A 23,822-nucleotide genomic window follows, 5' to 3' on the forward strand; every position below is an offset into this window, starting at 1 on the left:
GCCGAGGACGGGCTCCTCGGCACGAGGCGCTGCGCCACCCGGGTCGCCCGCGCCGACCCCTCAAGCGCGCGGGTGCGCGAGTCGGTAAGCCTCGCGGAGGCGCTCGGCGGAGACATGGGTGTAGATCTGCGTGGTGCCCAGACTCGCGTGGCCGAGGATCTCCTGCACGGAGCGCAGATCGGCGCCCCCGTCGAGCAGATGGGTCGCGGCCGAGTGCCGCAGAGCGTGCGGCCCGAGCACGTCCGCCCCCACACTCGGCGCCACGGTTCTCGACACGAGGGCGTGCACGGCCCTCGGCCCGAGACGCGAGCCCTTCGCCCCCAGGAACACGGCGCGCTCGTGCGGGCGCGTCGCACCCCCGGCTTCGCGGGCGGGAATGCGGGAGCCGCTCCCCCTTCCGTCGTGGCGCGACCCGGATGCGAGAGATGCGGATGCCTCGACCCGGCGTGCCTGCAGGACGGGACGGGCCCGCACCAGGTAGGCCTGCAGCGCGCGAGCGGCGGGGAGTCCGAACGGCACGACGCGGTCCTTGCCGCCCTTGCCGCGCAGGAACAGGGTGCGTCGATCGTGATCGATGTCGTCGAGGTCGAGACCGCACACCTCGGAGACCCGCGCGCCCGATCCGTAGAGCACCTCCAGGAGGGCGTGGTCTCGGAGCGCCACGGCATCGCCACTCGCCGCGCGCTCGGCCGCCGCGGTCAGGACGTCGTCGAGCGCGTCGGTGGTCGCGACGGCGGGGAGGGTGCGCCCGCGCTTCGGAGACACCAGCCTCCGCGCGGGGTCCACCCCGACCAGCTCTTCCTCGACGGCCCAGGCGAACAGCCCCCGTACCGTCGACGCGCGACGCGCGGCGGTCGCCTTGGACTGCCCCGACTTGGCCGACTGCCACTGCCATTCGCGCAGATCCTCCACGCCGACCTCGCCCAGGGGGCGATCGCCGACCCACAGGATCAGGTCCGCGAGATCCGCGCGGTAGGCCCGCACCGTCGCCGGAGAGAGTCGGCGCACGTCGGACAGGTGGGAGAGATATCCCGCGACGGCCTCCGACAACTGCATCCCCCCAGAGTGCCCGCAGGCCGGCCGCGCGTGCGCGACGACGCGCGCCGAACGGCGTTTCCCTCATCGCGGAGATCGCCCGTCCCCCCGACCGGCGGACGTCCACAGCCCCTCGCTGTCGCGGACGACCCTCCCCTCGAGCTCCGCGAAGCCGAGGAGCACCCCGGCCTCCTCGCTCGACATCCCGCTTCGGCGGGCGACCTCCCGCGTCGACCGACCGGAGCGCGCCGAGAGGGCGTCGAGCAGTCGGGTGATGTCGTCGGTGCGATCGGTGGCGCCGTGCTCGCCGGGTCCTCCCGCGCCGACCATCTCGAGCACGTCGGCAGCGCCCGTCACGCAGACTCCGCCGTACTCGCGGAGGATACGGTGGCACCCCGCCGACGCCGCGCTGGTGACGGGACCGGGCACCGCGCCGAGGGCGCGGCCGAGGCTCGCGGCGTGCGCGGCGGTGTTGAGCGAGCCGCTGCGCCACCCCGCCTCGACGACCACGACGGCGTCCGCGATCGCGGCGATCAACCGGTTGCGCGCGAGGAAGCGCCACTTGGTGGGCGTCGTCCCGCAGGGCGTCTCGCTCCAGACCGCGCCGGCTCCCGCGATCCGGGCAAGGAGACCTTCGTGACCGCGCGGGTACGCCCGATCGACGCCGCCGGCGAGGAACGCGACCGTCGATCCGCCCGTCGACAGCGCCGCCCGATGAGCGGCCCCGTCGATCCCGTACGCCGCCCCCGAGACGACGATCACACCGGCCGCCGTCAGGTCGGCGGCGAGATCCGCCGCGACCCCCTCCCCGTACGCCGTCGAAGCTCGCGCGCCCACGAGGGCGACCGTGGGGGAATCGTCCTCGATGCCGGCTCCGCGGCGCCAGAGGACGACCGGCGCGTGCTCCCCCAGATCGTCGAGGCGGGCGGGCCACGAGGCGTCTCCCGGAACGACGAGCGAGGTTCCCGACCGCCGCGCGGCGTCGAGCGCTGCCGCGATCGCGTCGGGATGGAGCCGGGGCAGCCACCGGGCACGCGCCGCCCCGAGATCCTCACGCCCCGCGGACGTGGCCACGCTCAGGGCCCGAACCGGTCCGTGTTCCGCGATGAGTTTCCCGGCGACCCCGTCTCCGGGCTCGGTCAGCACACTCCACACCGCCCGCGCGAACGCCTCCACGGCACCCCCATGGTCATCGTCGTCCCGCAGGCCCCGGAGGGCGCGTGCGGCCTCGATCTCGTCGACCTCGTAGGGCGTCATGCGCCCGCACCTCGGCGCAGGTAGAGGGCACGGCCCACATCGTCGGACCGGAGCTGTTCGTGGCCCGCGATGTCGGCAACCGTCCACGCCACACGGAGCAGGCGGTCGTATCCGCGCAAGGTCACTGCGCCGCGGCGAAGGGCGGTGTCGAGCGGACGCAGGACCTCGGGCGACGGGGCGGCCGGGCCGCGCAGCCACGTGCCCGGCACATCGGCGTTGCGTCTCCAGGGCGTCTGGGCCCACCGTCGAGCGGCGTGCGCACGAGCGGCGGCGACGATCTCGCGCGCGCGTTCCGAGGACACCGTCCGGGAACTGCACTCGTGCCGGGCGGTGGACACGCGCTGCAGCCGCAGGTCGATGTCGATCCGATCGAGAAGCGGGCCCGAGAGGCGCCGCGTGTAGCGGCGTATCGCCTGCGGAGCGCACTCGCACGATCCACCCGGGACGCCGTATTGGCCGCACGGGCAGGGGTTCGTGGCCACCACGAGCTGGAACCGCGCGGGGTACGTCGCCGAGACCCCGGAGCGGTGCACCTGGATCACGCCGTTCTCGAGGGGCTGACGAAGGGCGTCGAGAACGGAGGCCGGGAACTCGCCGCCCTCGTCGAGGAACAGTACTCCCTCGCTCGCGCGGGCGATGGCACCCGGACGCACCACGCCGGAGCCTCCCCCGATCAGCGCCGCGGCGGTCGCCCCGTGGTGGGGGCTCTCGAACGGGGGCGTGCGCGACAACCGAGTCACCGCCTCGCCGGACAGGGAGCGCACCGACGCGACCGAGAGGGCCGCCTCGTCATCGAGGGGCGGAAGGATGCCGGGGAGCCGGCGCGCCAGCATCGTCTTGCCCGCGCCCGGCGGGCCGCTCATGAGCAGGTGGTGCCCGCCCGCCGCGGCGACGACGAGGGCGTCCACGGCGTCCCCCTGCCCCACGACATCGGCGAGGTCGAGCTGCTCCTCGTCGTCTGCACGGGTGGCGGGCGCCTCGACCGGCTCGAGGTCGGGCGCGTCGCTCGTACCGCCGTGCCACCTCACCACGTCGGCGAGGCACGTGGCGGCGAACACCTCGATCCCCTCGATGAGTCCCGCCTCCGCGGCATTGGCCGCCGGGACCACCACGCGCCGATGACCGGCGCGCTGCGCTGCCACGACCGCCGGCAGGACCCCGGGAACGGGTCGGAGTCGTCCGTCGAGTCCCAGTTCGCCGATGTGCACGGTCCGCGCGACGCGGGCGGCATCCATCCGCACCGACGTCGCGAGGGCGGCCACGGCGATCGCCACGTCGAACCCCGATCCGCGCTTCGGCAGGCTCGCGGGCGACAGGTTGACGGTGATCCGACGCTTGGGCAGGTCGAGGCCGCGGTTGGTGCACGCGCCCCGCACGCGCCGACCGGCTTCGCCCAGGGCCTTGTCGGCGAGACCGATGATCGAGAACTCCGGGGTCTGAGAGGACACGTCGGCCTCAACCTCGACGAGATCGCCGTGCAGCCCCGACAACGCCACGGCCCAGGTCCGCGCGAGGGTCACAAGGCGTCCTCGAGGTGCTCGAGGCGCGCCCGCGCGGGATCGGGACCGACGAGGCCGATCGCGTCGACCCGGAGGCGTCGCCCCCTCGCCTCTTCGGGATGGGCCGCCAACCACGCCATGGCGAGGCGCCAGAGCCGCTGCGCCTTCCGGGCGTCGATGGCCTCGAAGGGGTGGCCGTAGTCCTCGGTGCGTCGGGTCTTCACCTCGACCACGACGAGAGTGTCGTCGCGTGCGGCGACGATGTCGATCTCGCCCTGATCGCACCGCCAGTTGCGCGTGAGAATGCGGTAGCCGTCGTCCCTCAGGTACGCGACGGCGCGATCTTCGCCTGCTCTGCCGAGCTCGTCTTTCGCTGCCATGCCCGAGAGCGTGGCATCCACCCTCCCCCTCGCGCGGAGCGGAGGGACCTATCGGTGGACAACCCGGGGGAAGATCCGACTGGGGAGGGACCTCAGTTGTCGAGCGAGAGCTCGTCGGGCAACTGGAAGTCGTGGCGCGAGAGCTCCTCGACGTTGACGTCCTTGAAGGTCAGCACGCGCACGGATTTCACGAAGCGGTCGGCGCGGTAGATGTCCCACACCCACACGTCGGTCATCGAGATCTCGAAGTAGAAGTCGTGCTCGGTGTCGCGCCGCACGACGTTCACGTCGTTCGCGAGATAGAACCGGCGCTCGGTCTCGATCACGTAGGTGAACTGGCGCACGACATCGCGGTACTCGCGGTAAAGGGCCAGCTCGAGCTCGCGGTCGTAGTCCTCGAAGACGTCGTCATCCATGGTTTCTCCATCCTAGGCGCGCGCCGTCGCCCCGGCCGCACGGTGCAGCCGCCCGGGCGCGTTCGGGCGCCGTGTCCGCAGCGGGGTCAGAAGAGCGTCGGGGCCGCGGCGATGGCCCACGAGTGCCGGTGGTGCACGCTCATTCCGTACGCGGTGATCGCCTCGCGGTGATCGAGGCTCGCGTAGCCCTTGTTGCGCGCCCACCCGTAGGCGGGGTGATCGTCGTGCAGTCCCGTCATGAGGGTGTCGCGGGCGACCTTGGCGATGACGGATGCCGCGGCCGCACTCGCGCAGTCACGGTCGGCCTTGATGATGGGGCGCACCGTCAGCCCCGACTCCCCCGCCGGCGTGATGTAGTCGTGGTTGCCGTCGAGGATGACGAGGGCCTCTTCGGGCACGACGCCGTGCGCGCGCAGATCCGCGATCGCGCGGACGGCCGCGAGCCCCAGAGCCCGGATGATGCCGATCTCGTCGACCTCGATCGAGCTCGCCCACCCGACGGCGCTGTGCTGGACGAACGCGGCCGCCCGGGCGGCCACCTCGGGCCGTCGCGCCTCGGGAACGAGCTTGGAGTCGCGCAGGCCGGCGGGAACCCGCTTGCGCGAACGCGCCGGGTCGATGACCGCGGCGCCGACCGCCACTGGCCCCGCGAGGGCCCCGCGCCCGACCTCGTCGCACGCGATGACGATCGCGTGATCCTTCAGCAGACGGCGCTCGAGGGTGAGGGTGGGTTCGATCACTGCGCTCCCGGCGCGGGGACCCCCGCGAACACCTCGTGGTGGAAGTCGATCAGGCCGAAGCGCGTGAACGGCCACGTGATGAGGAACGCGCGTCCCACGACGTTGTCGACGGGGACGAAGCCCTGCCCGGGCTGATCCTGGTTGAAACGCGAGTCGCGCGAGCTGTTGCGGTTGTCGCCGAGGACCCAAAGCGAGCCGTCGGGCACCGTGATGTCGTAGGGAACGGGCTCGGGCGCAGTCGCCCCCGGAGCGAGCCGCACGTACGACTCATCGAGCGGGACGCCGTTGACCGTCGTCTGCCCCAGGGCGTTGCAGCAGACGACGTGGTCGCCCGCCGTGCCGATCACGCGCTTGATGAGGTGATCGTCGCTGTCGGGAGCCGACAGCCCGAAGAGCGACAGCACCCAGTCGGCGCCCTCGACCACCGGGGACCGCTCCTCGGTGGGGCTCGGCGGCAGCCATCCACCGGGGTCGCGGAACACGACCACGTCACCCCGCGAGTACTGACCGAACTTCGGGGTCAGCTCGTCCACGAGGATGCGGTCCTTGATCAGCAGCGTGTTCTCCATCGACGCCGACGGGATGTAGAACGAGCGGACGACGAAGGTCTTGACGAGGAACGACACCACGAGCGCGATCAGCACGATCACGAGCAGGTCGCGGAAGAACGCCCCCCATCCACGTCGACGCCGTCCGGCGGAGCGGGATGCCACGGCATCCGGGGTCGAGGCGGTCTGGTCGCTCATGTGTTCCTTCACCGGGTTCGACGCACACCGAGCGAACCGCAGGAACCAGGGTCGCACATCGAGGAGCCGCCCCGTGACCGACGACGCCGTGAGAACGCCGAACGCCCCGCGGGTCAAACCCACGGGGCGTTCGAGAGAGCGGACTCAGCGGTCGCGCTTCTCCTTGATCTTGGCCTTCTTGCCACGCAGGCTGCGCAGGTAGTACAGCTTGGCGCGACGCACGTCACCGCGGGTGACGACCTCGATGTGGTCGATCACGGGGCTGTGGACGGGGAACGTGCGCTCCACGCCGACCTGGAAGCTGACCTTGCGGACGCAGAAGGTCTCCCGCACGCCGTCACCCGAGCGGCCGATGACGACGCCCTGGAACACCTGGATACGCGAGCGGTTGCCTTCGGTGATGTTGACGTGCACCTTGACGGTGTCGCCGGGGCCGAAGACGGGGATGTCGGAGCGGAGCGAAGCCGCGTCGACGGAGTCGAGGATCTGCATGATCATCACTTCCTGCGACCGCCACAGGTCGATCGCACGATAAGAGGGAAAAAGGTGAGGCGTGCCCGAAGCCGCCGAAGCAGCTGACTCCCCTGAGGCAGAGCCGGTCAGGGCACAAGCGTCCATTCTGCCACGCGCAGGCCTACCCGCCAAAACGGTCCGCCCCGCCGCGGGCACGCGACGACGTCAGTCGCGACGCCGCGTCTCCGGAACGACGATGACCTCGGCATCCCGAGTCTGCTCGCGGTTCTCGCGCGGCGGCGGGATGTACGCGGTCCCGTCCGTCGTGTGCAGCACCGTCACCGCCCCGCGTGCCTCGTTCCAGAGCTGCGCGAGAGAGGACCAGAACAACACCAGCGCTCCCGCGATCGACAGCACGAGCAGCGGGAAGAAGACCCGGGAGTCGAAGAAGCCGAGCGCGACGATGACGACCTGCCAGATGCCCAGGCCCGCCAGATCCCGCCACGACACCGCGCGGTTCTCGCGCACACTCCCCCGCGCTCGCACCATGAGGGTCAGGACGAGCTGCGAGATGAAGACGGCCGGAACCGCGACGAAGAGCCAGAGCAGGCCCCACGCGCTGCCTCCCGAGAAGACGATCCACCCGACGAACAGCCACAGCGGCAGAACGAACGCGGCCGGGAACAGCCAGTGGAGGAACATCCGTCGCAACGCCATGACCCGAGACTAGGGCTCGCGCATGTGCTTCGCCTCTGAGAAGGCTATGGCGCGCGCGCATCGGGCGGCGGCGCCGCGGATCGGAGACAATGGAGGTTCGACGCGAGAGGAACCACCCATGATCGAACTGCGCACCCCGGCCGAGATCGACGCGATGCGCCCCGCCGGACGCTTCGTCGCGGAGGTGCTGGCCACGCTGCGCGCCGAGACCAAGGTGGGGACCAACCTGCTGCAGCTGGACCGTCGCGCGCACGACATGATCCGCTCGGCCGGCGCGGAGTCGTGCTATATCGACTACCACCCGTCCTTCGGTGCGAGCCCCTTCGGCAAGGTGCTCTGCACGTCGATCAACGACGCCGTGCTGCACGGACTCCCCCACGACTACGTGCTGCGCGACGGCGACCTCGTCTCGCTCGACTTCGCCGCGTCCGTGGACGGCTGGGTCGCCGACTCCGCCGTCTCCTTCGTCGTGGGCACCGCTCGCGACGAGGACCTCGCCCTCATCGACACCTCGCAGCGCGCGCTGGCCGCCGCGATCGAGGCCGCGAGCGTGGGCCGCAAGATCGGCGACATCTCCGCCGCGATCGCCGCCGTCGCCCACGCCGAGGGCCTGAGCATCAACACCGACTTCGGCGGCCACGGCGTCGGCCGCACCATGCACGGCGACCCGCACGTCGCCAACGACGGCAAGGCCGGCCGCGGCTACCCGCTGCGCGACGGCCTCGTGCTCGCGCTCGAGCCGTGGTTCCTGCAGACCACCGACGAGCTGATCACCGACCCCGACGGATGGACCCTGCGCAGCGCCGACGGATCGCGCGGGGCGCACTCCGAGCACACCGTGGCGATCACCGCCGACGGCCCCATCGTCCTGACCGATCGCTCGTTCCTGGGCGTCGACTGACGGATGATCCCGGATGCCGCGGCCCGAGGTCGCGGCATCCTCCCGGGAGCGCCGGAAGAGCTCTGCCGCCTCAGTCGGCGAGCAGGTCGGGCCGGCGCTCGCGCGTGCGCTCGATCTGCTGCGAGCGACGCCACGTCGCCACGGCGCCGTGGTTGCCGCTCAGGAGCACGGGCGGCACCTCTCGCTCGCGCCACACGGCCGGCTTGGTGAACGAGGGGTACTCGAGCAGGCCGTCCTCGTGCGACTCCTCGACAAGGCTCTCGGGGTTGCCGACGACGCCGGGGATCAGTCGTCCGATCGCCTCGACCATCGCCATGACGGCGACCTCTCCCCCGTTGAGCACGTAGTCGCCCAAAGAGATCAGGCGCACGTCGCCCCGCTCGGCGGCGTAGTCGAAGACGCGCTCGTCGATGCCCTCGTACCGGCCGCAGCCGAAGACGAGGTGCGGGGCGGTGGAGAGCTCTCGCGCCGTCGCCTGCGTGAACCGCTCGCCCGCGGGCGAGGGGAAGATGATGACCGGGCGCGCTTCGGCGTCGCTCGTCACGTCGTCGAGCGCTTCGCCCCAGGGCTCGGGCTTCATGACCATGCCGGCGCCACCGCCGTACGGGGTGTCGTCGACGGTGCGGTGACGGTCGTGCGTGTAGTCCCGCAGATCGCGGATGCGGACGTCGAGCAGACCGCTCTGCCGGGCTTTGCCGAGCAGCGACACCTCGAGAGCATCGAAGATCGTCGGGAAGATCGAGACGATGTCGATGCGCACGTCAGTCCTCGGAGGCGTCGGGCGTCTCGCCGTCGGATTCGTCCGACGCCGAGACGGGTTCGGGCTCGTCGTCGGCGTCGGCCGGGAGCTCTTCGAAGAGCCCCGCGGGCGGAGTGACGACGACGCGGCCACCCGCGATGTCGACCTCGGGGACGATGGCGCCCACGAAAGGAACGAGGACCTCGCGGTCTTCGCCGGCCATGCGGACGATCAAGAGGTCCTGCGCCGGGAAGTGGTCGACGCGGGCGACGCGGCCGATGACGGCGCCGTCGCGCACGACGTCGAGACCGACGAGCTGGTGGTCGTACCAGGCGTCGTCTTCGGCGGGAGCGGCTTCGGCATCCTGGTCGATCCACAGAATGGCCTTGACGAGCTCTTCGGCCGCGTTGCGGTCGTCGACGCCCTCGAAGAAGGCGACGGGGTGCGAGTTCATCCACCGGAATTCACGGACCGTCAGCTCGCGGCCGTGCCACGGCGAGGACTCCGGAACCTGCAGGGTGAAGGTGCTCCCCGGCGTGAAGCGCCCGTCGGGATCGTCGGTGTACAGCTCGAGCTTGAACGCACCCTTCAGGCCGTGGGCCTTGACGAGTCGTCCGACGCGGAGCTGGGTCTTGGCGGGCTGCGCGCCCGCGGTGTCGCCGTTCGCCATCAGTCGTCGGCGACGTCGACGCGCACGCGACGTCCGTCGGCGAGAGCCGACACGACCGTGCGCAGTGCCTTGGCGGTGCGTCCGCCGCGCCCGATCACGCGACCCCGGTCATCGGGGTGCACGCGAACCTCCAGCACGTCGCCGCGAGGCGAAGAGCTGGAGCGGATGGTCACGGCATCGGGGTGATCGACGATCCCCTTGACGACGTGTTCGAGCGCGGCAGACAGCACGGGAATTACTCGGCCGAGGTCTCGGCGGCGTCCTCAGCGGGCGCCTCGGCGGGAGCTTCGGCCTTCTTCTCGGCCTTGGGCTTGACGACCGACTTCTTCGAGGCGTCGGCCTCGAACGCGGCCTTGGGCTCGCGGACCTTGACGGTCGAGACGGCGTTCTTGTCGCCCTTGAACTTGCCCCAGTCGCCCGTGAGCTTGAGGATGGCGGCGACCTGCTCGGTGGGCTGCGCGCCCACGGAGAGCCAGTACTGCGCGCGCTCGGAGTCGACCTCGATGAACGAGGGCTCCTCGGTCGGGTGGTACTTGCCGATCTCCTCGATGACACGACCATCGCGCTTGGTGCGCGAGTCGGCGACGACGATGCGGTAGTAGGGCGCGCGGATCTTTCCGAGGCGCTTGAGACGGATCTTGACAGCCACGATGACTCCAAATGATGAAAACGAACGAACCGAACGCCTGGAGAGTGGGGTGCACACCCGGCGGAAGCTCAAAAGGGTGGACCGATACTGGATAGAGGGTCGAGTAGCGGGTCCAGCCCTCTATTCTGCCAGATCCCCGGGCCTCGCGGTGACACGCGACGCGCCGCGACACGCGGCGTCTCGAAGGGTAGCGGAGGATCCCCGCATCCGACCCCCGTGCCAGACTGAGCCGCATGAGGCTGCCGTTCGCTGCATCGACGCGTTCGTCCGTGGGTCTGGAATGGGAGCTCATGCTCGCGGACCGCGAGACGGGCGATCTGGTCCCCCGCGCGCCCGAGATCCTCGACCAGCTCGAAGACAAGACCGCGCTCGAGCGGTTCACGGTCACCGGTGAGCTGCTCACGAACACCGTCGAGGTGACCAGCGGCGTCGGCCACACCGTCGCCGAGGCCGTGGACGACATCGCCGACGCCATCTGCGCCCTGCGCGACGAGACCGAGCCGCGCGGGGTCGAGATCCTGTGCGCCGGCAGTCACCCCTTCGCGCAGTGGTTCGACCAGGAGGTCACCGACAAGACGCGCTACCACTCGCTCATCGAGCGCACCCAGTGGTGGGGGCGCAACATGATGATCTGGGGCATCCACGTGCACGTCGGCGTGGACGACGTCGAGAAGGTCATTCCGATCGTCAACGCACTGAACGTCTACCTCCCCCATCTGCAGGCGCTGTCGGCATCCAGCCCCTTCTGGGCGGGCGAGCGCACCGGGTACGCCTCGAATCGCGCTCTCGTCTTCCAGCAGCTCCCCACGGCGGGCCTGCCCTGGCAGCTCGACTCGTGGGGCGACTTCGAGAGCTACCTCGACGACATGGTCCGTACCGGAGTGATGGCGGATGCCAGCGAGGTGCGCTGGGACATCCGTCCGGCGCCCAAGTGGGGCACGATCGAGATCCGCGCCTGCGACGGCATGTCGACCCTGCCCGAGCTGGCCGCGGTCGCCTCGCTCGCGCAGACGCTCGTCGAGCACTTCTCGCGGCTGCTCGACGAGGGGCGCGAGCTTCCCGGCATCCCGCCCTGGTACGCCCGCGAGAACAAGTGGCGCGCGGCCCGCTACGGTCTCGACGCGCGCGTGATCGTCGACCGCGAGGGGACGCAGCGCCCCGTGGTCGAGCACCTGCGCGAGACGATGGAGGAGCTCGCCGACATCGCCCTCGAGCTGAAGTGCGCGAAGGAGTTCGCGAGCCTCGAGACGATCCTCGCCACGGGCGGCAGCTCGGCGCGGCAGATCGCGGTCGCCGACGCGGCCGACGGCGATCTGCGCGAGGTGGTGCAGCACCTCATCCGCGAGTTCCGCGGGGGCCCGACCCTGCGCGAGCACCTCGCGGCCCTGCGCGTCTAGGGGTGAACCTCCGCGCTCGTTCATAGGCGCGCGAACCTAGGATCGCGTCATGACCTTCGGACGCCGCGCCACCGTGGCTTCGCTGACCGCCCTCTCCGCAGGCGTGGTCGCGATGCTCGCCGGCTGCGCCGCCGACCCCGCCGACCCCGCTGCCCTGCCCACCCTCGCCGCCCCCGCGCTCGAGGCGAGCCCGTCGCCGTCGTCGACGCCGACGGGGCCCCTGCGGGTGGTGACGCTGGGAGACTCCCTCATGTCGGGGTTCGGCCTGGAACCGCAGCAGGCGTGGCCGACACTCCTCTCCGCGCGCGCCCACGTGTCGCTGACGAACCTCGCCTGCCCGGGCATGGGTTTCGTGGTGCAGGGCGACTGCGGAACCGCCTACGCCGGCCTGATTCCCGCTGTCGCCGCTCTGCAGCCGCAGCTGCTCGTCGTCGAGTCCTCCAGCAACGACTTCTGGGAGGACGAGGACGAGATCCGCACCGACACCGCCGACACCGTCGACCAGCTGCACGGGGCCGCTCCCGATGCCCGCATCATCGGCCTGAGCACGATCTGGAACGACGACGCCGACGTCCCCACCGACACGAAGGTGACCTCCGACGCGCTCAAGGACGCCGTCGAGAAGGTCGGGGGAACCTTCATCGACGTCGGGCAGCCCCTCGCGGGCCACCCGGAGTGGATGCAGGAGGACGACGTCCACCCCACCCCGCGCGGTCAGCGCGCGATCGAGCAGACGGTCATGTCCGCCCTGCAGGACGCCGACGTCCTGCCCTAAGGCGGACGCCGGGGTCTCACCCGGGCGATGGCGTCAGCCGCGTCCGAGCATCTTCTGCAGCTCAGCGAGATCGGCCTCGCTCGGCGCCGCCTGCCCGCCCAGGCCGAAGCCCGAGCCGGTGGCCGGTGCGGATGCCGCGATACCGGCGTTCTCGGCCGCGCGCTTGGCGGGGTTGCCCGAACGCGAGCCCTTCGCCTTCTGCTGCTTTCCGCGCTTGGACGACGCGCCGGGCTTGCCGCCGACGGGTCCCATGCCGGGGATGTTGGGCACCCCGCCGCGCGCGACGGTCTTCATCATCTTGGCGGCCTGGTCGAACCGCTGGACGAGCTGATTGACGTCGGTGACCGTCATGCCCGAACCGCGGGCGATGCGCAGGCGGCGCGAGCCGTTGAGCATCTTGGGGTTGCGTCGTTCGGCGACGGTCATCGAGCGGATGATCGCCTCGGTGCGGTCGATCTCGCGCTCGTCGAAATTCTCGAGCTGTTGCTTCATGTTTCCCATGCCCGGGAGCATCCCGAGCATCTTCTTCATGGAGCCCATCTTCTTCATCTGCTGCATCTGCTCGAGGAAGTCCTCGAGCGTGAAGGTCTCGGTCGCGAGCTTCTCGGCGACCTTCATCGCCTCGGCCTCGTCGAAGGCCGACTGCGCCTGCTCGATCAGGGTGAGGATGTCACCGAGGTCGAGGATGCGGGATGCCATGCGGTCGGGGTAGAAGGGCTCGACGTCGTCGAGACCCTCACCGGTCGAGGCGAAGATGATGGGGCGACCCGTGACCGAGGCGACCGACAGCGCGGCACCACCGCGGGCGTCGCCGTCGAGCTTCGACAGCACGACGCCGGTGAAGTCGACGCCGTCCTGGAACGCCTTCGCGGTGTTCACCGCGTCCTGACCGATCATCGCGTCGATGACGAAGAGCACCTCGTCGGGCTCGGTGGCCTTTCGGATGTCGGACGCCTGCTTCATCAGCTCGGCGTCGACGCCCAGGCGACCGGCGGTGTCGATGATAACGATGTCGTGCTGCTGGCGGGTGGCGTACGCGACGCCGTCGCGAGCGACCTTGACCGGGTCGCCGACGCCGTTGCCGGGCTCGGGAGCGTAGATCGCGGCTCCGGCGCGCTCGGCGACGACCTGCAGCTGGGTGACGGCGTTCGGGCGCTGGAGGTCGCACGCGACGAGGAGCGGGGTGTGGCCGTCCTTCTCGAGCATCTTGGCGAGCTTGCCGGCGAAGGTCGTCTTACCGGATCCCTGGAGGCCGGCGAGCATGATGACCGTCGGCGGGTTCTTGGCGAACTGCAGGCGACGCTGCTGACCGCCCAGGATGCCGATGAGCTCGTCGTTGACGATCTGCACGACCTGCTGCGCGGGGTTCAGCGCCCGGTTGACCTCATCGCCCAGGGCGCGCTCGCGGACCGCGGCGGTGAACTCCTTGACCACGGGCAGCGCGACGTCGGCGTCGAGGAGGGCGCGGCGGATCTCGCGCACCGTCCCGTCGACGTCGGCGGGCGTGAGCTGGCCCTTCTTCCGGAGGTTGCGGAAGGTCTCTGTGAGCCGGTCGGAGAGGGTGCCGAAAGTCGCCATGATGTGACGAGTTTACGCGGGGCGCGCCGCGTTCGCCGCCGCGCACTCACCCGCCGGGCGCGCGACGCGGGCAATCCGCCGAACCCGGACCCTCCTCGGAGGGATGCCGCTGACCCCGGCCATCTCTCGGGGGTGGGGTGGACGGCCCTGTCGCGTCACGCGAGAGCGAGCGCGGCGTCCAGCACTTCGGCGAGGGGCCGCCCGGCGGCGGTGCGGTCCGCCCACGCCCACACGGCGGCCAGGACGGCGGCCGCGAGCGCGCCCGCGCGGACCTGGGCGGCCAGCTCCGGCGTGCCATCGCGCACGAACCGCGCCGCGAGCTCCCGCTGCAGCCGGAATTGCCGGACGGCCCGGTCGCGGTCGAGCTCGACGGAGATGCCCATGGCGTCGGCGTTGGTGATCGCGAGGGCGAGCGCGTCGGGCGCGAGACCCGCGCCGATCGCCGTCAGGCACTCGGCGACCGGCTGGCCTTCGCGGAGGCGCTCGATCGCGGCATCCGCCTGCTCGTCGTATCCCGACCAGAGCACGTCGCTCTTGGCGGAGAAGTAGTTGAAGAAGCTCGACCGGCTCACTCCCGCGCGGCGGGTGATGTCGGACACGCTGGTCGCGTCGTAGCCCTGCTCCAGGAACAGTTCGCAGGCCGCCTCGGAGAGCACTTCGCGCGAAGAGGCGCGCGGTCGTCCGCTTCGAGGCTCAAGGGTCACGGCCCCAGCCTACGGGCGCGCCTCGCGTGTATTGTTGGACGCGATCCAACATCGGAGGCGGTCGATGATCGACATCCAGCAGGTGGGCCTGTCCCCGCACTACGTTCCCTACCTCGACGGCTGGGCGCATCAGCGTCGCATCCACGCCGACGTCGTCGCGGGAGCCCGCGTCGACACCCTGCTCCTCCTCGAACACGAGGCGGTGTACACCGCGGGAAAGCGCACGGAGGCGCACGAACGCCCCGACGACGGCACCCCCGTGATCGACGTCGACCGCGGCGGGAAGATCACGTGGCACGGCCCGGGCCAGCTCGTCGGGTATCCGATCGTGCGGCTCCCCGAACCCATCGACGTCGTCGCGCACGTCCGGCGCCTCGAAGCCCTGCTCATCGACGCTCTCGGCGCCCTCGGCGTCGACGGCTTCCGCGTCGAGGGACGAAGCGGCGTCTGGGTACGGCGCCCCCTCGGTGTGGACAAGGTCGCGGCGATCGGAGTCCGCGTCGAAAAAGGAGTGACCATGCACGGCTTCGCCGTCAACTGCGACAACACCCTCGCGGGCTTCCGCCACATCGTCCCCTGCGGGATCACGGATGCCGGAGTGACCACCGTCAGCGAGGTGCTCGGCGCCGACGTCTCCCCCGCCGACCTCGTCCCCGTGATCGAGCGCGTCTTCCGCGCCGAGGACGTGGTGGTGGCGGCGTGAGCGCCTGCGGAACCGGGAACGCCGGGGTGCCGGCATCCACCGCTCCGAACGGCCGCAAGCTCCTGCGCCTCGAAGTGCGCAACGCCGAGACGCCGATCGAGCGCAAGCCCGAGTGGATCAAGACCAAGGCCAAGATGGGCCCCGAGTACACCGCCCTGCAGAACCTCGTGAAGACCGAGGAACTCCACACGGTCTGCCAGGAGGCGGGCTGCCCCAACATCTTCGAGTGCTGGGAGGACCGCGAGGCGACCTTCCTCATCGGCGGTTCGCAGTGCACGCGCCGCTGCGACTTCTGCCAGATCGACACCGGTAAGCCCGCCGACTACGACCGCGACGAACCGCGCCGCGTCGCCGAGAGCGTCACCCGGATGCAGCTGCGCTATGCCACCGTTACCGGCGTCGCCCGCGACGACCTGCCGGACGAGGGCGCGTGGCTGCACGCCGAGACCGTGCGCCGCATCCACGCCGACAACCCGGGTACCGGGGTCGAGATCCTCGCGACCGACTTCTCGGGCAACACGGCGCACCTCGAAGAGGTCTTCTCGTCGCGACCCGAGGTCTTCGCGCACAACGTCGAGACCGTGCCCCGCATCTTCAAGCGCATTCGCCCGGCGTTCCGCTACGAACGCTCCCTCGGCGTGCTCACCGCGGCGCGAGAGGCGGGACTCATCACCAAGTCCAACCTCATCCTCGGCATGGGCGAAGAGCCCGCAGAGGTCGTCCAGGCCCTCGAAGACCTGCACGCGGCGGGCACCGACATCATCACGATCACGCAGTACCTGCGCCCCACCCCTCGCCACCTCCCCGTGCAGCGCTGGGTGAAGCCGGCCGAGTTCGTGGAGTTCAAGGAAGAGGCCGAGCGCATCGGCTTCCTCGGCGTGCTCGCCGGGCCCCTGGTGCGGTCGTCATACCGCGCCGGACGCCTGTGGGCGCAGTCGATGGTGTCCAAGGGCCGCGAGATCCCTCCGCACCTCGCGCACCTGGCCAAGGACATCGCGTCCGTCGACGCGGGCTTCGCGCAGGCGGTGTGAGCGCGCAGAGCGGATAGTAGACCTCTCCGCTCCCACGGGATAGGGAACACTTCGTTCACCGCCGAGGTCTACCGTGTCGCCGGGCCAACCGACCCGCTTCCGATATCACCCCTCGATCGGAGTCGCGGTGGATCTCACCGTCCTCGTCCCCGTCCTTCTCGTCGTCGCCCTCTCGATCTTCTTCGACTTCACCAACGGCTTTCACGACACCGCCAACGCCATGGCGACGTCAGTGGCCACGGGCGCGCTGAACCCCAAAGTCGCGGTGCTCATCTCCGCGATCCTCAACCTCGTCGGCGCGTTCCTGTCGACCGCGGTGGCCAAGACGGTGTCGGAGGGGATCCTCGCTCAGAACGACCAGGGGCTTCCGCAGATCACCGTGCCGATGATCTTCGCGGGGCTCATGGGCGCCGTGGTGTGGAACCTGCTGACCTGGTGGCTCGGGCTGCCCTCCAGCTCGACCCACGCCCTCTTCGGCGGCCTCATCGGCGCCGCGGTGATCGGCGTCGGCGTCCAGGCCGTCGAGTGGGGAGGGGTGCTGTCGAAGATCGTGCTGCCCGCGCTGCTGTCGCCGTTCATCGCGGGGATCGTGGCCCTCGCCGCGACCTATCTCGTGTACCGCGTGACGAAGATGGCGACCGTCGCCGGATCGTCCACCGCCTTCCGTCACGGCCAGACGGTCTCGGCCTCGCTCGTGTCGCTGGCGCACGGCACCAACGACGCCCAGAAGACGATGGGTGTCATCACGCTGACCCTCATCGTCGCCGGCTTCCAAGAGGCGGGCACCGGTCCGCAGCTGTGGGTCATCCTGTCGGCGGGCCTCGCGATCGCCCTCGGTACCTACCTGGGCGGCTGGCGCATCATGCGCACGGTCGGCAAGCGCATCACCGATGTGAAACCTCCGCAGGGCTTCGCAGCCGAGACGAGCGCCGCCTCGACCATCCTCATCTCGTCGACCCTCGGCTTCCCGCTCTCGACCACGCAGGTCACCTCCGGCGCCGTGATCGGCTCGGGGCTCGGCAAGCGTCTCGCGTCGGTGCACTGGAACGTCGTCACCCGGATCGCCTTCGCGTGGGTCGTCACGCTGCCCGCGGCCGCCGTCGTCGGCGGAGGCGCCGCATGGGCGGCCTCGTCGGGCATCGCCGGCCTCGTGGTCGTGCTGGTGGGCGGCCTGGCCGTCTGCGTGGGCCTGTTCCTGCTCGCTCGCCGACGCCCGGTGTCGGCCGAGAACGTCAACGATGAGGCGGTGGATGCCGATCGCATCGGCCAGCGCCAGACCGAAGGAGAACGCGCGTGATCACTCCCCTTGAAAGCGCCGGCGCCTCGGGCTGGCTCGGCACCGAAGCAGGGTCGATCCTGCTCGTCTTCGTGGTGGGGCTGGCCGCCACCCTCATCATCGTGGGGCTGTACGCCCTCGGCATCCGATTCTTCGCCGTCGGCGCCCCCGACGTTCGAGTGCCGGATGGAGACGACCCCGAAGGACCGACCGCGGTGGTCGCGCCGCGCGAGACGCCGCGACCGCTGCCCGCCACCATGGCCGGTCTCGTCTGCTTCGCCGGCGTCGCCGCCGCGGTGGTCTACGGGATCTACCTGGTGATCCCGCTTTTCCACGGGAAGTGAATCAGACCGGCCAGACGTACGGCAGGTCGTCGGCGACGTCCCCGAAACGGGGGACGTAGAACTCGGGGTCCTTGCGCACGAGGTTGGAGCGGTGCGCGAGGTGGAACGCCTCGTCTCCGATCCAGGGCGGGAGGTCGAGCTCGTTCTGCGTGAGGCCGTCGACCTCGGGCGCGAAGACGCGGATCTTCTCTCGGACGGTGTCGGCTCGACCCTGGGCGATCCACTCGTCCGTCATGACGAGGCCGTACGACACGAGCGCCGGCAGGTGTCCGTCCCACATCTTCGCCGCCGGATGATGACGCCAGCCATGGTCGGGTACGGTCAACGCGCGCAACAGCTGGAACGTCTCGACACGCTGCTTGCCCAAGCGCTTGAGGTCGAGGGCGGCGGCGGATGCCGTGAACGAGGGGTACGGCAGGAAGGTCTGCACGCGCTCAGTCGGCGCTGGTGACCGACTGGACGCTGCCGTCGGAGGCGAGGTTCACCAGGAGCACGTCGTCGGTCGCGTCGGGGTCCAGCGCGTACTCGAGGACGGCGAAGGGGTCGGCACCCCCGTGCTCGTCGGCGAGGATCGTCATGCTCATCAACTGCAGCGCCTTGATGACGTCGATGTGCGTGTCGCCCGAGACGTCCGTCAGAAGGTCCTCGAGCTCCTCGCCGAGGGTCGCCTGCTGCTGAAGGATGTACTCGGTCACCTCGCTGGTGCGCGAATCGAGTTCGTTCACCATGGCGTTGCGCGCGGCGAGGTCGATCGACTCGAGTGAGGAGACCATGGATGCCGCGACATCGAGCGCCTCGACCGACACGTCGTCCTGGTCGGGTGCGGTCAGATCGACGGTCACGCTCTGGTCGCCGAACTCGACGTTCTCGCTCCAGAAGATCGACCCGTCGGGGCCCGACTCGAGGAGTCCGAAGAAGTCGTGCTCGATCGCCATGCCTCCATGTAAGCAGTCCGCCCGGTGTTCGGGAAGACGACCCGCCACGGTCGGTGCGTGCGGTAAAGGCGCGCGGGGCTCAGTCGACGAGCGAGGCCGCGAAGACGTGCGGGGTGAAACCGGTGAGGTCGTTGATGCCCTCGCCCTGGCCGAGGAGCTTCACCGGGATGCCGGTGCGCTCCTGCACCGCGAGGACGAAGCCGCCCTTCGCGGAACCGTCGAGCTTGGTGAGCACCAGTCCCGTGACCCCGGCGCTGTCGAGGAAGGCCTGGGCCTGCATGAGGCCGTTCTGACCGGTCGTCGCGTCGAGCACGAGCAGCACCTCGCTGATGGGCGCCTGCTTCTCGATGACGCGCTTGATCTTTCCGAGCTCGTCCATGAGGCCGCCCTTGGTGTGCAGGCGGCCGGCGGTGTCGACGAGGACGATCTCGGTGCCGGTCTCCTTGGCGTGGGCGACGGTCTGGAAGGCGACGGATGCCGGGTCCTGACCCTCGTGCTGGGGGCGGACGATCGTCGCTCCCCCGCGCTCGGCCCAGGTCGCCAGCTGATCGACGGCGGCGGCGCGGAACGTATCGGCGGCCCCGACCGTGACGGTGCGGCCGTAGCGCTGCAGGAACTTCGCGAATTTGCCGATCGTGGTGGTCTTGCCGACGCCGTTGACGCCGACGACCAGGACCACCGCGGGGCGCTCGGTGAGCCGCAGCGTCGTGTCGAACTTCGCGAAGTGCTCCTCGAGCGTCTCGCGGAGCATGCGCTGCAGGTCGCGCGGGTCGGTCGTGCGGAAGCGCTCGACCTTCTCGCGGAGTTCGTCGACGAGGCGCTCGGTCACGTCGGGGCCGAAGTCGGCCGTCAGCAGAGCGGTCTCGAGGTCGTCCCACGTGGTCTCGTCGATCGTGGGTTTGACGAACAGTCCGCGCAGCGCGCGGCCCAGCGACCAGGAGTTCTCAGCCATTGCTTCAGCTTACGGGGGTGGCTTCGTCACGGGCTGCGTCGACGGATGCCGCGGGAGTCGCCTCGGCGCCGGCGGCGGCGCGATCGCCGACCCGCTGACCGACGACGGCTGAGACCCCGTCCTGACGCATCGACACCCCGTACAGCGCGTCGGCGATCTCCATCGTGCGCTTCTGGTGTGTGATGACGATGAGCTGGCTGCTCGCGCGGAGCTTCTCGAACACCCCGAGCAGGCGGCCGAGGTTCGCGTCGTCGAGTGCCGCCTCCACTTCGTCGAGGATGTAGAAGGGGCTCGGTCGCGCCGTGAAGATCGACGTGAGGAAGGCCACGGCGGCGAGCGAGCGTTCCCCGCCCGACAGCAGTGAGAGCCGCTCGATCTTCTTGCCCACCGGACGCACCGCCACCTCGATGCCGGTCGTCAGCGGGTGGTCGGGGTCGGTGAGCGAGATGCTCCCCGCGCCTCCGGGGAAGAGGATCGGGAAGATCTCGGTAAAGGCGGCCCGCGTGTCCTCGAAGGCCGCGACGAAGATCGTCTGCATGCGCTCGTCGAGGTCGGCAATGATCGTCTGCAGATCCGCGCGGGTCTGCTGCAGATCCGCCAGTTGCTCGGTGAGGAAGGCGTGCCGCTGTTCGAGAGCGGCGAACTCCTCGAGCGCCAGCGGGTTCACCCTGCCGAGTTGTGAGAGCTTGCGCTCGGCATCCTGCAGCCTGCGCTTCTGCGCGGCCCGCTCGAACGGGACCCCCGCCTCGGTGTTTTCGGCGGGGATCGGCTGGTCGGGACCGTATTCCGAAACGAGAATGTTCTCGTCGAGGGCGAGTTCGGACTGGACGCGTTCGAGCAGCCCCGTCACGTGCAGCTTCTTCTCGTGCATCTGGAGTTCGAGCCCGTGCACGCTCTCGGTCAGCCGCGCGAGACGCTCGCGCACGAGGGCTTCGTCGGCGCGCGCCCGCGCGAGCTCTGCGGTGATCGCCGTGCGGGCGGATTCCGCGGCCGCGAGCTCGACACGCGCCTGGCTGACCGAGCGGTCCACCGAGTCGAGCAGGGCCGGGAGGTGACCTGCGACCTCGGCGGCGATCTCTCGCTGCGCGCGACGCAGCACCGCACGCCGTGCGGCTTCCGCGGCCGCGGAGCGCTCGCGCTCGCGCTGCTGTTCGAGCTGGACGATACGGGCCTCCCCCGCGCGAACACGCTCCTTCAGCGTCTCGATGTCGAGCCGTGCGCGCATCTCGCCCTCCCGCGCGGCGTCGACCTCGGCCGCGAGACCTTCGCGGGCCGACGCGTCGAGCAGGGGACGCGGCGCCTCGAGCGCGCGGGTGAGGGCCTCGTCGGCGCGGCGCGCCGCCTCTTCGGCCTCGGCGACAGCCGTCTCGGTCTGCGCGAGACCCGCGGCCAGGCGATCGCACTCGGCGACCACCGCCTCGTGGCGTACGGTCACCCGATTGACCTTCTCGGCGCGGGCCGCGAGGGCCGCGTCGTGGGCGCGCAGCGTCGAGAGTGCTTCTTTCGTGCGCTGACGCGCATCGACCTGGGCGCGTTGCTCGTCGGCCAGCGCCTCGCGGAGCGAGTCGGCGATCACGACGATCTCGTCGAGTCGCTCGGCGGCGGCATCCCTCTCGGCGGCGAGTTCGAGGCGTGAGCGCCCCGATCCCGAGCCGGCGCGGACGGTCCGCGCGGTCACGACTTCGCCGGCGCGCGTGACCACCGTCACGTCGTTCGCGAGGTTCGACTGCGCCGCGCGCGCGGCGTCGAGATTGTCGACGATGAGAACGCGAGACAGGATGCCGAGCACCCCGGGCGACGCCGTCACGACATCCGTCGCGGCGATCGCTCCCTCGAGCACGGGCCCGGACGAATCCGGCCCGGGAGCGTGCGCCAAGACGATCTCGACCAGACCGAGATCGGCCTCGGCCGCGGTGTGCGCGGCGGTGAAGGCGGACGCCGCGTCGTCGACGAGCAGTCCCTCGGCGAGGGTGCCCAGCACCGCGGCCACCGCCGCCTCGTACCCCGCTCTGACCTTTACGTCGTCGCCGACCAGACCCCGGATGCCGGCACCCCCGGCCGCGATCAGCTCGGCGGCCGCGTTGCGGACATCCAGAGCACGGCCGAGCGCCGTGGTCTGGGCCGTGAGCGCGTCGCGCTCTCGCTCAGCCGCGTGAAGCCGTTCGCGGAGTGCGGCGACTCGCGCCTCGACGTCGTTGGCGTCGCGCTGCGCGCGCTCGTAGGCGGCCGCGTGCTCGGCGGTGGAGGCTTCGGGAACGACGTCGGGGTCGAGCTCGGCTCGCGCCTGCTCGGCCTCGGCCCGTCGAACGAGAGCGGCGTCGAGCGCCCGCTGTTGGCGTTCGACCCCGGCGCGCACGGCGGCGAGGGCGGAGTTCGCGGCGTCCGCCGCGCCCCGTAGGCTCGTGATCTTCATGTCGTGCTCCGACACGAGGGCGCTCTGCGCAGCGATGTCGACGTCCAGCGCGTCGAGGTCGCTGCGGGCGCGCGTCACGGCGCGGGCCGCCTCAGCCGCGGCATCCTGCGCATCTCCGAGGCCCGCCGCGATCTCGTCGATCTCGGCGCGGACGTCGTCGATCATCGACTGGGTGACGGTGGGCGAGAACCCGGCTCCGTCGGTCTCGTCGTCGCCGAGGAGTGTCAGTCGTTGGCCCGCGAGCGTATAGAGCCCGCGGAGTCGCTCCTGCACCTGCTCGAGGGCGAAGGCAACGCTGCGCGCACGATCGACGGCCTCCGAACGCTGGTCGTGTTCGAGGCGCTCCACTCGTCCGCGGACTCCCTCGGACTGCTCCTGCAGGCCCAGGCGTTCGGTGTGGCGCTCGCTCTCGGCGCGTGCGGCGTCAGCCAGTTCGGCGCGCAGACGGACGAGCTCGTCGGCGTACAGTCGCGCTTTCGCGTCTCGGACCACGGCGGCGATCGTGGCGGCTTCGCGAGCGATCTCGGCCTGCTTGCCCAGTGGCTTCAGCTGCCGACGCAGCTCGCCCGCCAGGTCGCTCAAGCGCGTGAGGTTCGTCTCCATCGCCTCGAGCTTGCGGACGGTCTTCTCTTTGCGGCGGCGGTGCTTCAAGATGCCCGCGGCCTCTTCGATGAAGCCTCGCCGGTCTTCCGCCGACGCCTGGAGCACGGTGTCGAGGCGTCCCTGCCCGATGATGACGTGCATCTCGCGGCCGAGGCCGGAGTCGCTGAGGAGTTCCTGCACGTCGAGAAGTCGACACGTCTGCCCGTTGATCGCGTACTCGCTCGCGCCGGTGCGGAACAGCGTGCGGCTGATCGTCACCTCGCTGTAGTCGATCGGGAGGGCCCCGTCGGCGTTGTCGATGGTGAGCTGCACCTCGGCGCGACCCAGGGGGCCTCGCGTCGACGTGCCGGCGAAGATGACGTCCTCCATCTTGCCGCCGCGGAGGGTCTTCGCCCCCTGCTCCCCCATGACCCAGGCGAGCGCATCGACGACGTTGGACTTGCCCGAGCCGTTCGGGCCGACGATGCACGTCACCCCCGGCTCGAGCGCGAAGGTGGTCGACTGGGCGAACGACTTGAAGCCCTTGAGCGTCACGCTCTTCAGGTGCATGTCACCCGCCTTCCGCTCGATCGACCCGCGTGTTCACGGTAGCCGAGAAACCGCGGGATTCCGCGGCGGCGGGCCGGTGCGCGGAGTTCGACGCGCCCGGCGTCCATCCGAATCTGAGCGAGAGCTTGACATTCGCTGACAGCCTTCGCTAGCGTCTGAGGTCGCAACCGACGTCGAAAGGAGGTTACTTCCATGATTCGCACCACGACCGGCTTCACCGCCCCAGGCTTCACCGCCGTCCCCGTGCTCTCCGCATACGCCACGGGAGTGACCACCGCCGTCGGCATGCCCCCTCGTCAGCGCTAGTTCGTCGCGTCGAGACGCCGCGTCGTCTCCGCTTCTCGTGAGCCCCGTCTTCTC

26 protein-coding genes are annotated in these 23,822 nt (G+C 70.5%); 7 read left to right on the forward strand and 19 right to left on the reverse strand.

What is annotated here, in order from left to right; translation table 11 throughout:
* Nucleotides 1–60: 60 nt before the first annotated feature.
* The 9 genes from BLS25_RS08685 to BLS25_RS08725 form a co-directional block, all read right to left on the reverse strand.
* Nucleotides 61–1,056 carry a tyrosine recombinase XerC gene (locus BLS25_RS08685; RefSeq protein ID WP_056230908.1) on the reverse strand — a complete coding sequence of 332 codons (996 nt, stop codon included), beginning with the start codon at nucleotides 1,054–1,056 and terminating at the stop codon, nucleotides 61–63.
* A 63-nt stretch (nucleotides 1,057–1,119) separates the two neighbouring features.
* Nucleotides 1,120–2,292, reverse strand: a complete 1,173-nt coding sequence (gene dprA / locus BLS25_RS08690; RefSeq protein WP_056230906.1) for a DNA-processing protein DprA — start codon at nucleotides 2,290–2,292, stop codon at nucleotides 1,120–1,122.
* Nucleotides 2,289–3,812 carry a YifB family Mg chelatase-like AAA ATPase gene (locus BLS25_RS08695; RefSeq protein ID WP_074695095.1) on the reverse strand — a complete coding sequence of 508 codons (1,524 nt, stop codon included), beginning with the start codon at nucleotides 3,810–3,812 and terminating at the stop codon, nucleotides 2,289–2,291. The genes dprA and BLS25_RS08695 overlap by 4 nt, the downstream gene beginning before the upstream one ends.
* The gene (locus BLS25_RS08700; protein ID WP_056232302.1) at nucleotides 3,809–4,171 is read right to left on the reverse strand and encodes a YraN family protein; all 363 of its coding nucleotides are present in this window, start codon (nucleotides 4,169–4,171) and stop codon (nucleotides 3,809–3,811) included. Before BLS25_RS08700 ends, BLS25_RS08695 begins: the two co-directional genes overlap by 4 nt.
* 92 nt (nucleotides 4,172–4,263) lie before the next feature.
* Nucleotides 4,264–4,587 (reverse strand): DUF2469 family protein, encoded by a 324-nt coding sequence (locus BLS25_RS08705; RefSeq protein WP_055836674.1) that lies wholly within the window; start codon nucleotides 4,585–4,587, stop codon nucleotides 4,264–4,266.
* Nucleotides 4,588–4,673: 86 nt separating this feature from the next.
* On the reverse strand, nucleotides 4,674–5,327 hold the full coding sequence (locus BLS25_RS08710; protein WP_074695096.1) for a ribonuclease HII: 654 nt from the start codon (nucleotides 5,325–5,327) through the stop codon (nucleotides 4,674–4,676).
* The gene (gene lepB / locus BLS25_RS08715; protein WP_074695191.1) at nucleotides 5,324–6,073 is read right to left on the reverse strand and encodes a signal peptidase I; all 750 of its coding nucleotides are present in this window, start codon (nucleotides 6,071–6,073) and stop codon (nucleotides 5,324–5,326) included. The genes BLS25_RS08710 and lepB overlap by 4 nt, the downstream gene beginning before the upstream one ends.
* A gap of 144 nt (nucleotides 6,074–6,217) precedes the next feature.
* Nucleotides 6,218–6,565: a 50S ribosomal protein L19 gene (rplS, locus tag BLS25_RS08720; RefSeq protein ID WP_056232294.1), complete on the reverse strand. Its 348-nt coding sequence runs from the start codon at nucleotides 6,563–6,565 to the stop codon at nucleotides 6,218–6,220.
* A 186-nt stretch (nucleotides 6,566–6,751) separates the two neighbouring features.
* The gene (locus tag BLS25_RS08725; protein ID WP_074695097.1) at nucleotides 6,752–7,243 is read right to left on the reverse strand and encodes an MFS transporter permease; all 492 of its coding nucleotides are present in this window, start codon (nucleotides 7,241–7,243) and stop codon (nucleotides 6,752–6,754) included.
* A 118-nt stretch (nucleotides 7,244–7,361) separates the two neighbouring features.
* Here BLS25_RS08725 and map point away from each other — a divergent pair, with 118 nt between their 5' ends.
* Nucleotides 7,362–8,144, forward strand: a complete 783-nt coding sequence (gene map / locus BLS25_RS08730; protein ID WP_074695098.1) for a type I methionyl aminopeptidase — start codon at nucleotides 7,362–7,364, stop codon at nucleotides 8,142–8,144.
* Between the two features lie 70 nt (nucleotides 8,145–8,214).
* Here the strand turns inward: map and trmD are convergent, their stop codons facing one another.
* From trmD to rpsP, 4 genes are read right to left on the reverse strand one after another with little or no spacing between them, the layout of a single operon-like run.
* The gene (gene trmD / locus BLS25_RS08735) at nucleotides 8,215–8,904 is read right to left on the reverse strand and encodes a tRNA (guanosine(37)-N1)-methyltransferase TrmD (RefSeq protein WP_074695099.1); all 690 of its coding nucleotides are present in this window, start codon (nucleotides 8,902–8,904) and stop codon (nucleotides 8,215–8,217) included.
* A 1-nt stretch (nucleotide 8,905) separates the two neighbouring features.
* Entirely contained in the window at nucleotides 8,906–9,553 is a 648-nt protein-coding gene (rimM, locus tag BLS25_RS08740; protein WP_074695100.1) for a ribosome maturation factor RimM, read from the reverse strand.
* Nucleotides 9,553–9,783: an RNA-binding protein gene (locus tag BLS25_RS08745; protein ID WP_056230892.1), complete on the reverse strand. Its 231-nt coding sequence runs from the start codon at nucleotides 9,781–9,783 to the stop codon at nucleotides 9,553–9,555. Before BLS25_RS08745 ends, rimM begins: the two co-directional genes overlap by 1 nt.
* A 5-nt stretch (nucleotides 9,784–9,788) precedes the next feature.
* Nucleotides 9,789–10,202 (reverse strand): 30S ribosomal protein S16, encoded by a 414-nt coding sequence (gene rpsP, locus BLS25_RS08750; RefSeq protein WP_056230889.1) that lies wholly within the window; start codon nucleotides 10,200–10,202, stop codon nucleotides 9,789–9,791.
* Nucleotides 10,203–10,435: 233 nt separating this feature from the next.
* Here rpsP and BLS25_RS08755 point away from each other — a divergent pair, with 233 nt between their 5' ends.
* Both BLS25_RS08755 and BLS25_RS08760 read left to right on the forward strand, forming a co-directional pair.
* Nucleotides 10,436–11,599, forward strand: coding sequence for a glutamate--cysteine ligase (locus tag BLS25_RS08755; RefSeq protein ID WP_074695101.1), 1,164 nt, complete (start codon nucleotides 10,436–10,438; stop codon nucleotides 11,597–11,599).
* A 49-nt stretch (nucleotides 11,600–11,648) separates the two neighbouring features.
* The gene (locus tag BLS25_RS08760) at nucleotides 11,649–12,374 is read left to right on the forward strand and encodes an SGNH/GDSL hydrolase family protein (protein ID WP_081349751.1); all 726 of its coding nucleotides are present in this window, start codon (nucleotides 11,649–11,651) and stop codon (nucleotides 12,372–12,374) included.
* A gap of 33 nt (nucleotides 12,375–12,407) precedes the next feature.
* On the opposite strand, the gene ffh is transcribed toward BLS25_RS08760, so the two are convergent.
* Nucleotides 12,408–13,952 carry a signal recognition particle protein gene (ffh, locus tag BLS25_RS08765; protein WP_074695102.1) on the reverse strand — a complete coding sequence of 515 codons (1,545 nt, stop codon included), beginning with the start codon at nucleotides 13,950–13,952 and terminating at the stop codon, nucleotides 12,408–12,410.
* 155 nt (nucleotides 13,953–14,107) lie between these two features.
* A complete protein-coding gene (locus BLS25_RS08770; protein WP_074695103.1) occupies nucleotides 14,108–14,656 on the reverse strand; it encodes a TetR/AcrR family transcriptional regulator in 549 nt (182 codons plus the stop codon).
* A 64-nt stretch (nucleotides 14,657–14,720) separates the two neighbouring features.
* Here BLS25_RS08770 and lipB point away from each other — a divergent pair, with 64 nt between their 5' ends.
* From lipB to BLS25_RS08790, 4 genes are all read left to right on the forward strand, one after another.
* Complete coding sequence (gene lipB, locus BLS25_RS08775) at nucleotides 14,721–15,359, forward strand: lipoyl(octanoyl) transferase LipB (RefSeq protein ID WP_074695104.1); 639 nt, start codon at nucleotides 14,721–14,723, stop codon at nucleotides 15,357–15,359.
* Nucleotides 15,360–15,385: 26 nt separating this feature from the next.
* Nucleotides 15,386–16,390, forward strand: a complete 1,005-nt coding sequence (gene lipA / locus BLS25_RS08780) for a lipoyl synthase (protein ID WP_056232290.1) — start codon at nucleotides 15,386–15,388, stop codon at nucleotides 16,388–16,390.
* Between the two features lie 127 nt (nucleotides 16,391–16,517).
* A complete protein-coding gene (locus tag BLS25_RS08785) occupies nucleotides 16,518–17,687 on the forward strand; it encodes an inorganic phosphate transporter (protein WP_074695105.1) in 1,170 nt (389 codons plus the stop codon).
* The gene (locus tag BLS25_RS08790; protein ID WP_056230874.1) at nucleotides 17,684–18,010 is read left to right on the forward strand and encodes a hypothetical protein; all 327 of its coding nucleotides are present in this window, start codon (nucleotides 17,684–17,686) and stop codon (nucleotides 18,008–18,010) included. Before BLS25_RS08785 ends, BLS25_RS08790 begins: the two co-directional genes overlap by 4 nt.
* A gap of 1 nt (nucleotide 18,011) precedes the next feature.
* Here the strand turns inward: BLS25_RS08790 and BLS25_RS08795 are convergent, their stop codons facing one another.
* From BLS25_RS08795 to smc, 4 genes are all read right to left on the reverse strand, one after another.
* Nucleotides 18,012–18,440, reverse strand: coding sequence for an MSMEG_6728 family protein (locus BLS25_RS08795; protein ID WP_056230872.1), 429 nt, complete (start codon nucleotides 18,438–18,440; stop codon nucleotides 18,012–18,014).
* 4 nt (nucleotides 18,441–18,444) lie between these two features.
* Nucleotides 18,445–18,945 carry a DUF2004 domain-containing protein gene (locus tag BLS25_RS08800; RefSeq protein WP_056230870.1) on the reverse strand — a complete coding sequence of 167 codons (501 nt, stop codon included), beginning with the start codon at nucleotides 18,943–18,945 and terminating at the stop codon, nucleotides 18,445–18,447.
* Nucleotides 18,946–19,024: 79 nt separating this feature from the next.
* The gene (ftsY, locus tag BLS25_RS08805; protein WP_056230868.1) at nucleotides 19,025–19,897 is read right to left on the reverse strand and encodes a signal recognition particle-docking protein FtsY; all 873 of its coding nucleotides are present in this window, start codon (nucleotides 19,895–19,897) and stop codon (nucleotides 19,025–19,027) included.
* Nucleotides 19,898–19,901: 4 nt separating this feature from the next.
* Nucleotides 19,902–23,462: a chromosome segregation protein SMC gene (gene smc / locus BLS25_RS08810; RefSeq protein WP_074695106.1), complete on the reverse strand. Its 3,561-nt coding sequence runs from the start codon at nucleotides 23,460–23,462 to the stop codon at nucleotides 19,902–19,904.
* Nucleotides 23,463–23,822: the final 360 nt, after the last annotated feature.

The organism is Microbacterium testaceum StLB037, assembly GCF_900104345.1.
GTDB classification, from domain to species: Bacteria; Actinomycetota; Actinomycetes; order Actinomycetales; family Microbacteriaceae; genus Microbacterium; species Microbacterium testaceum_A.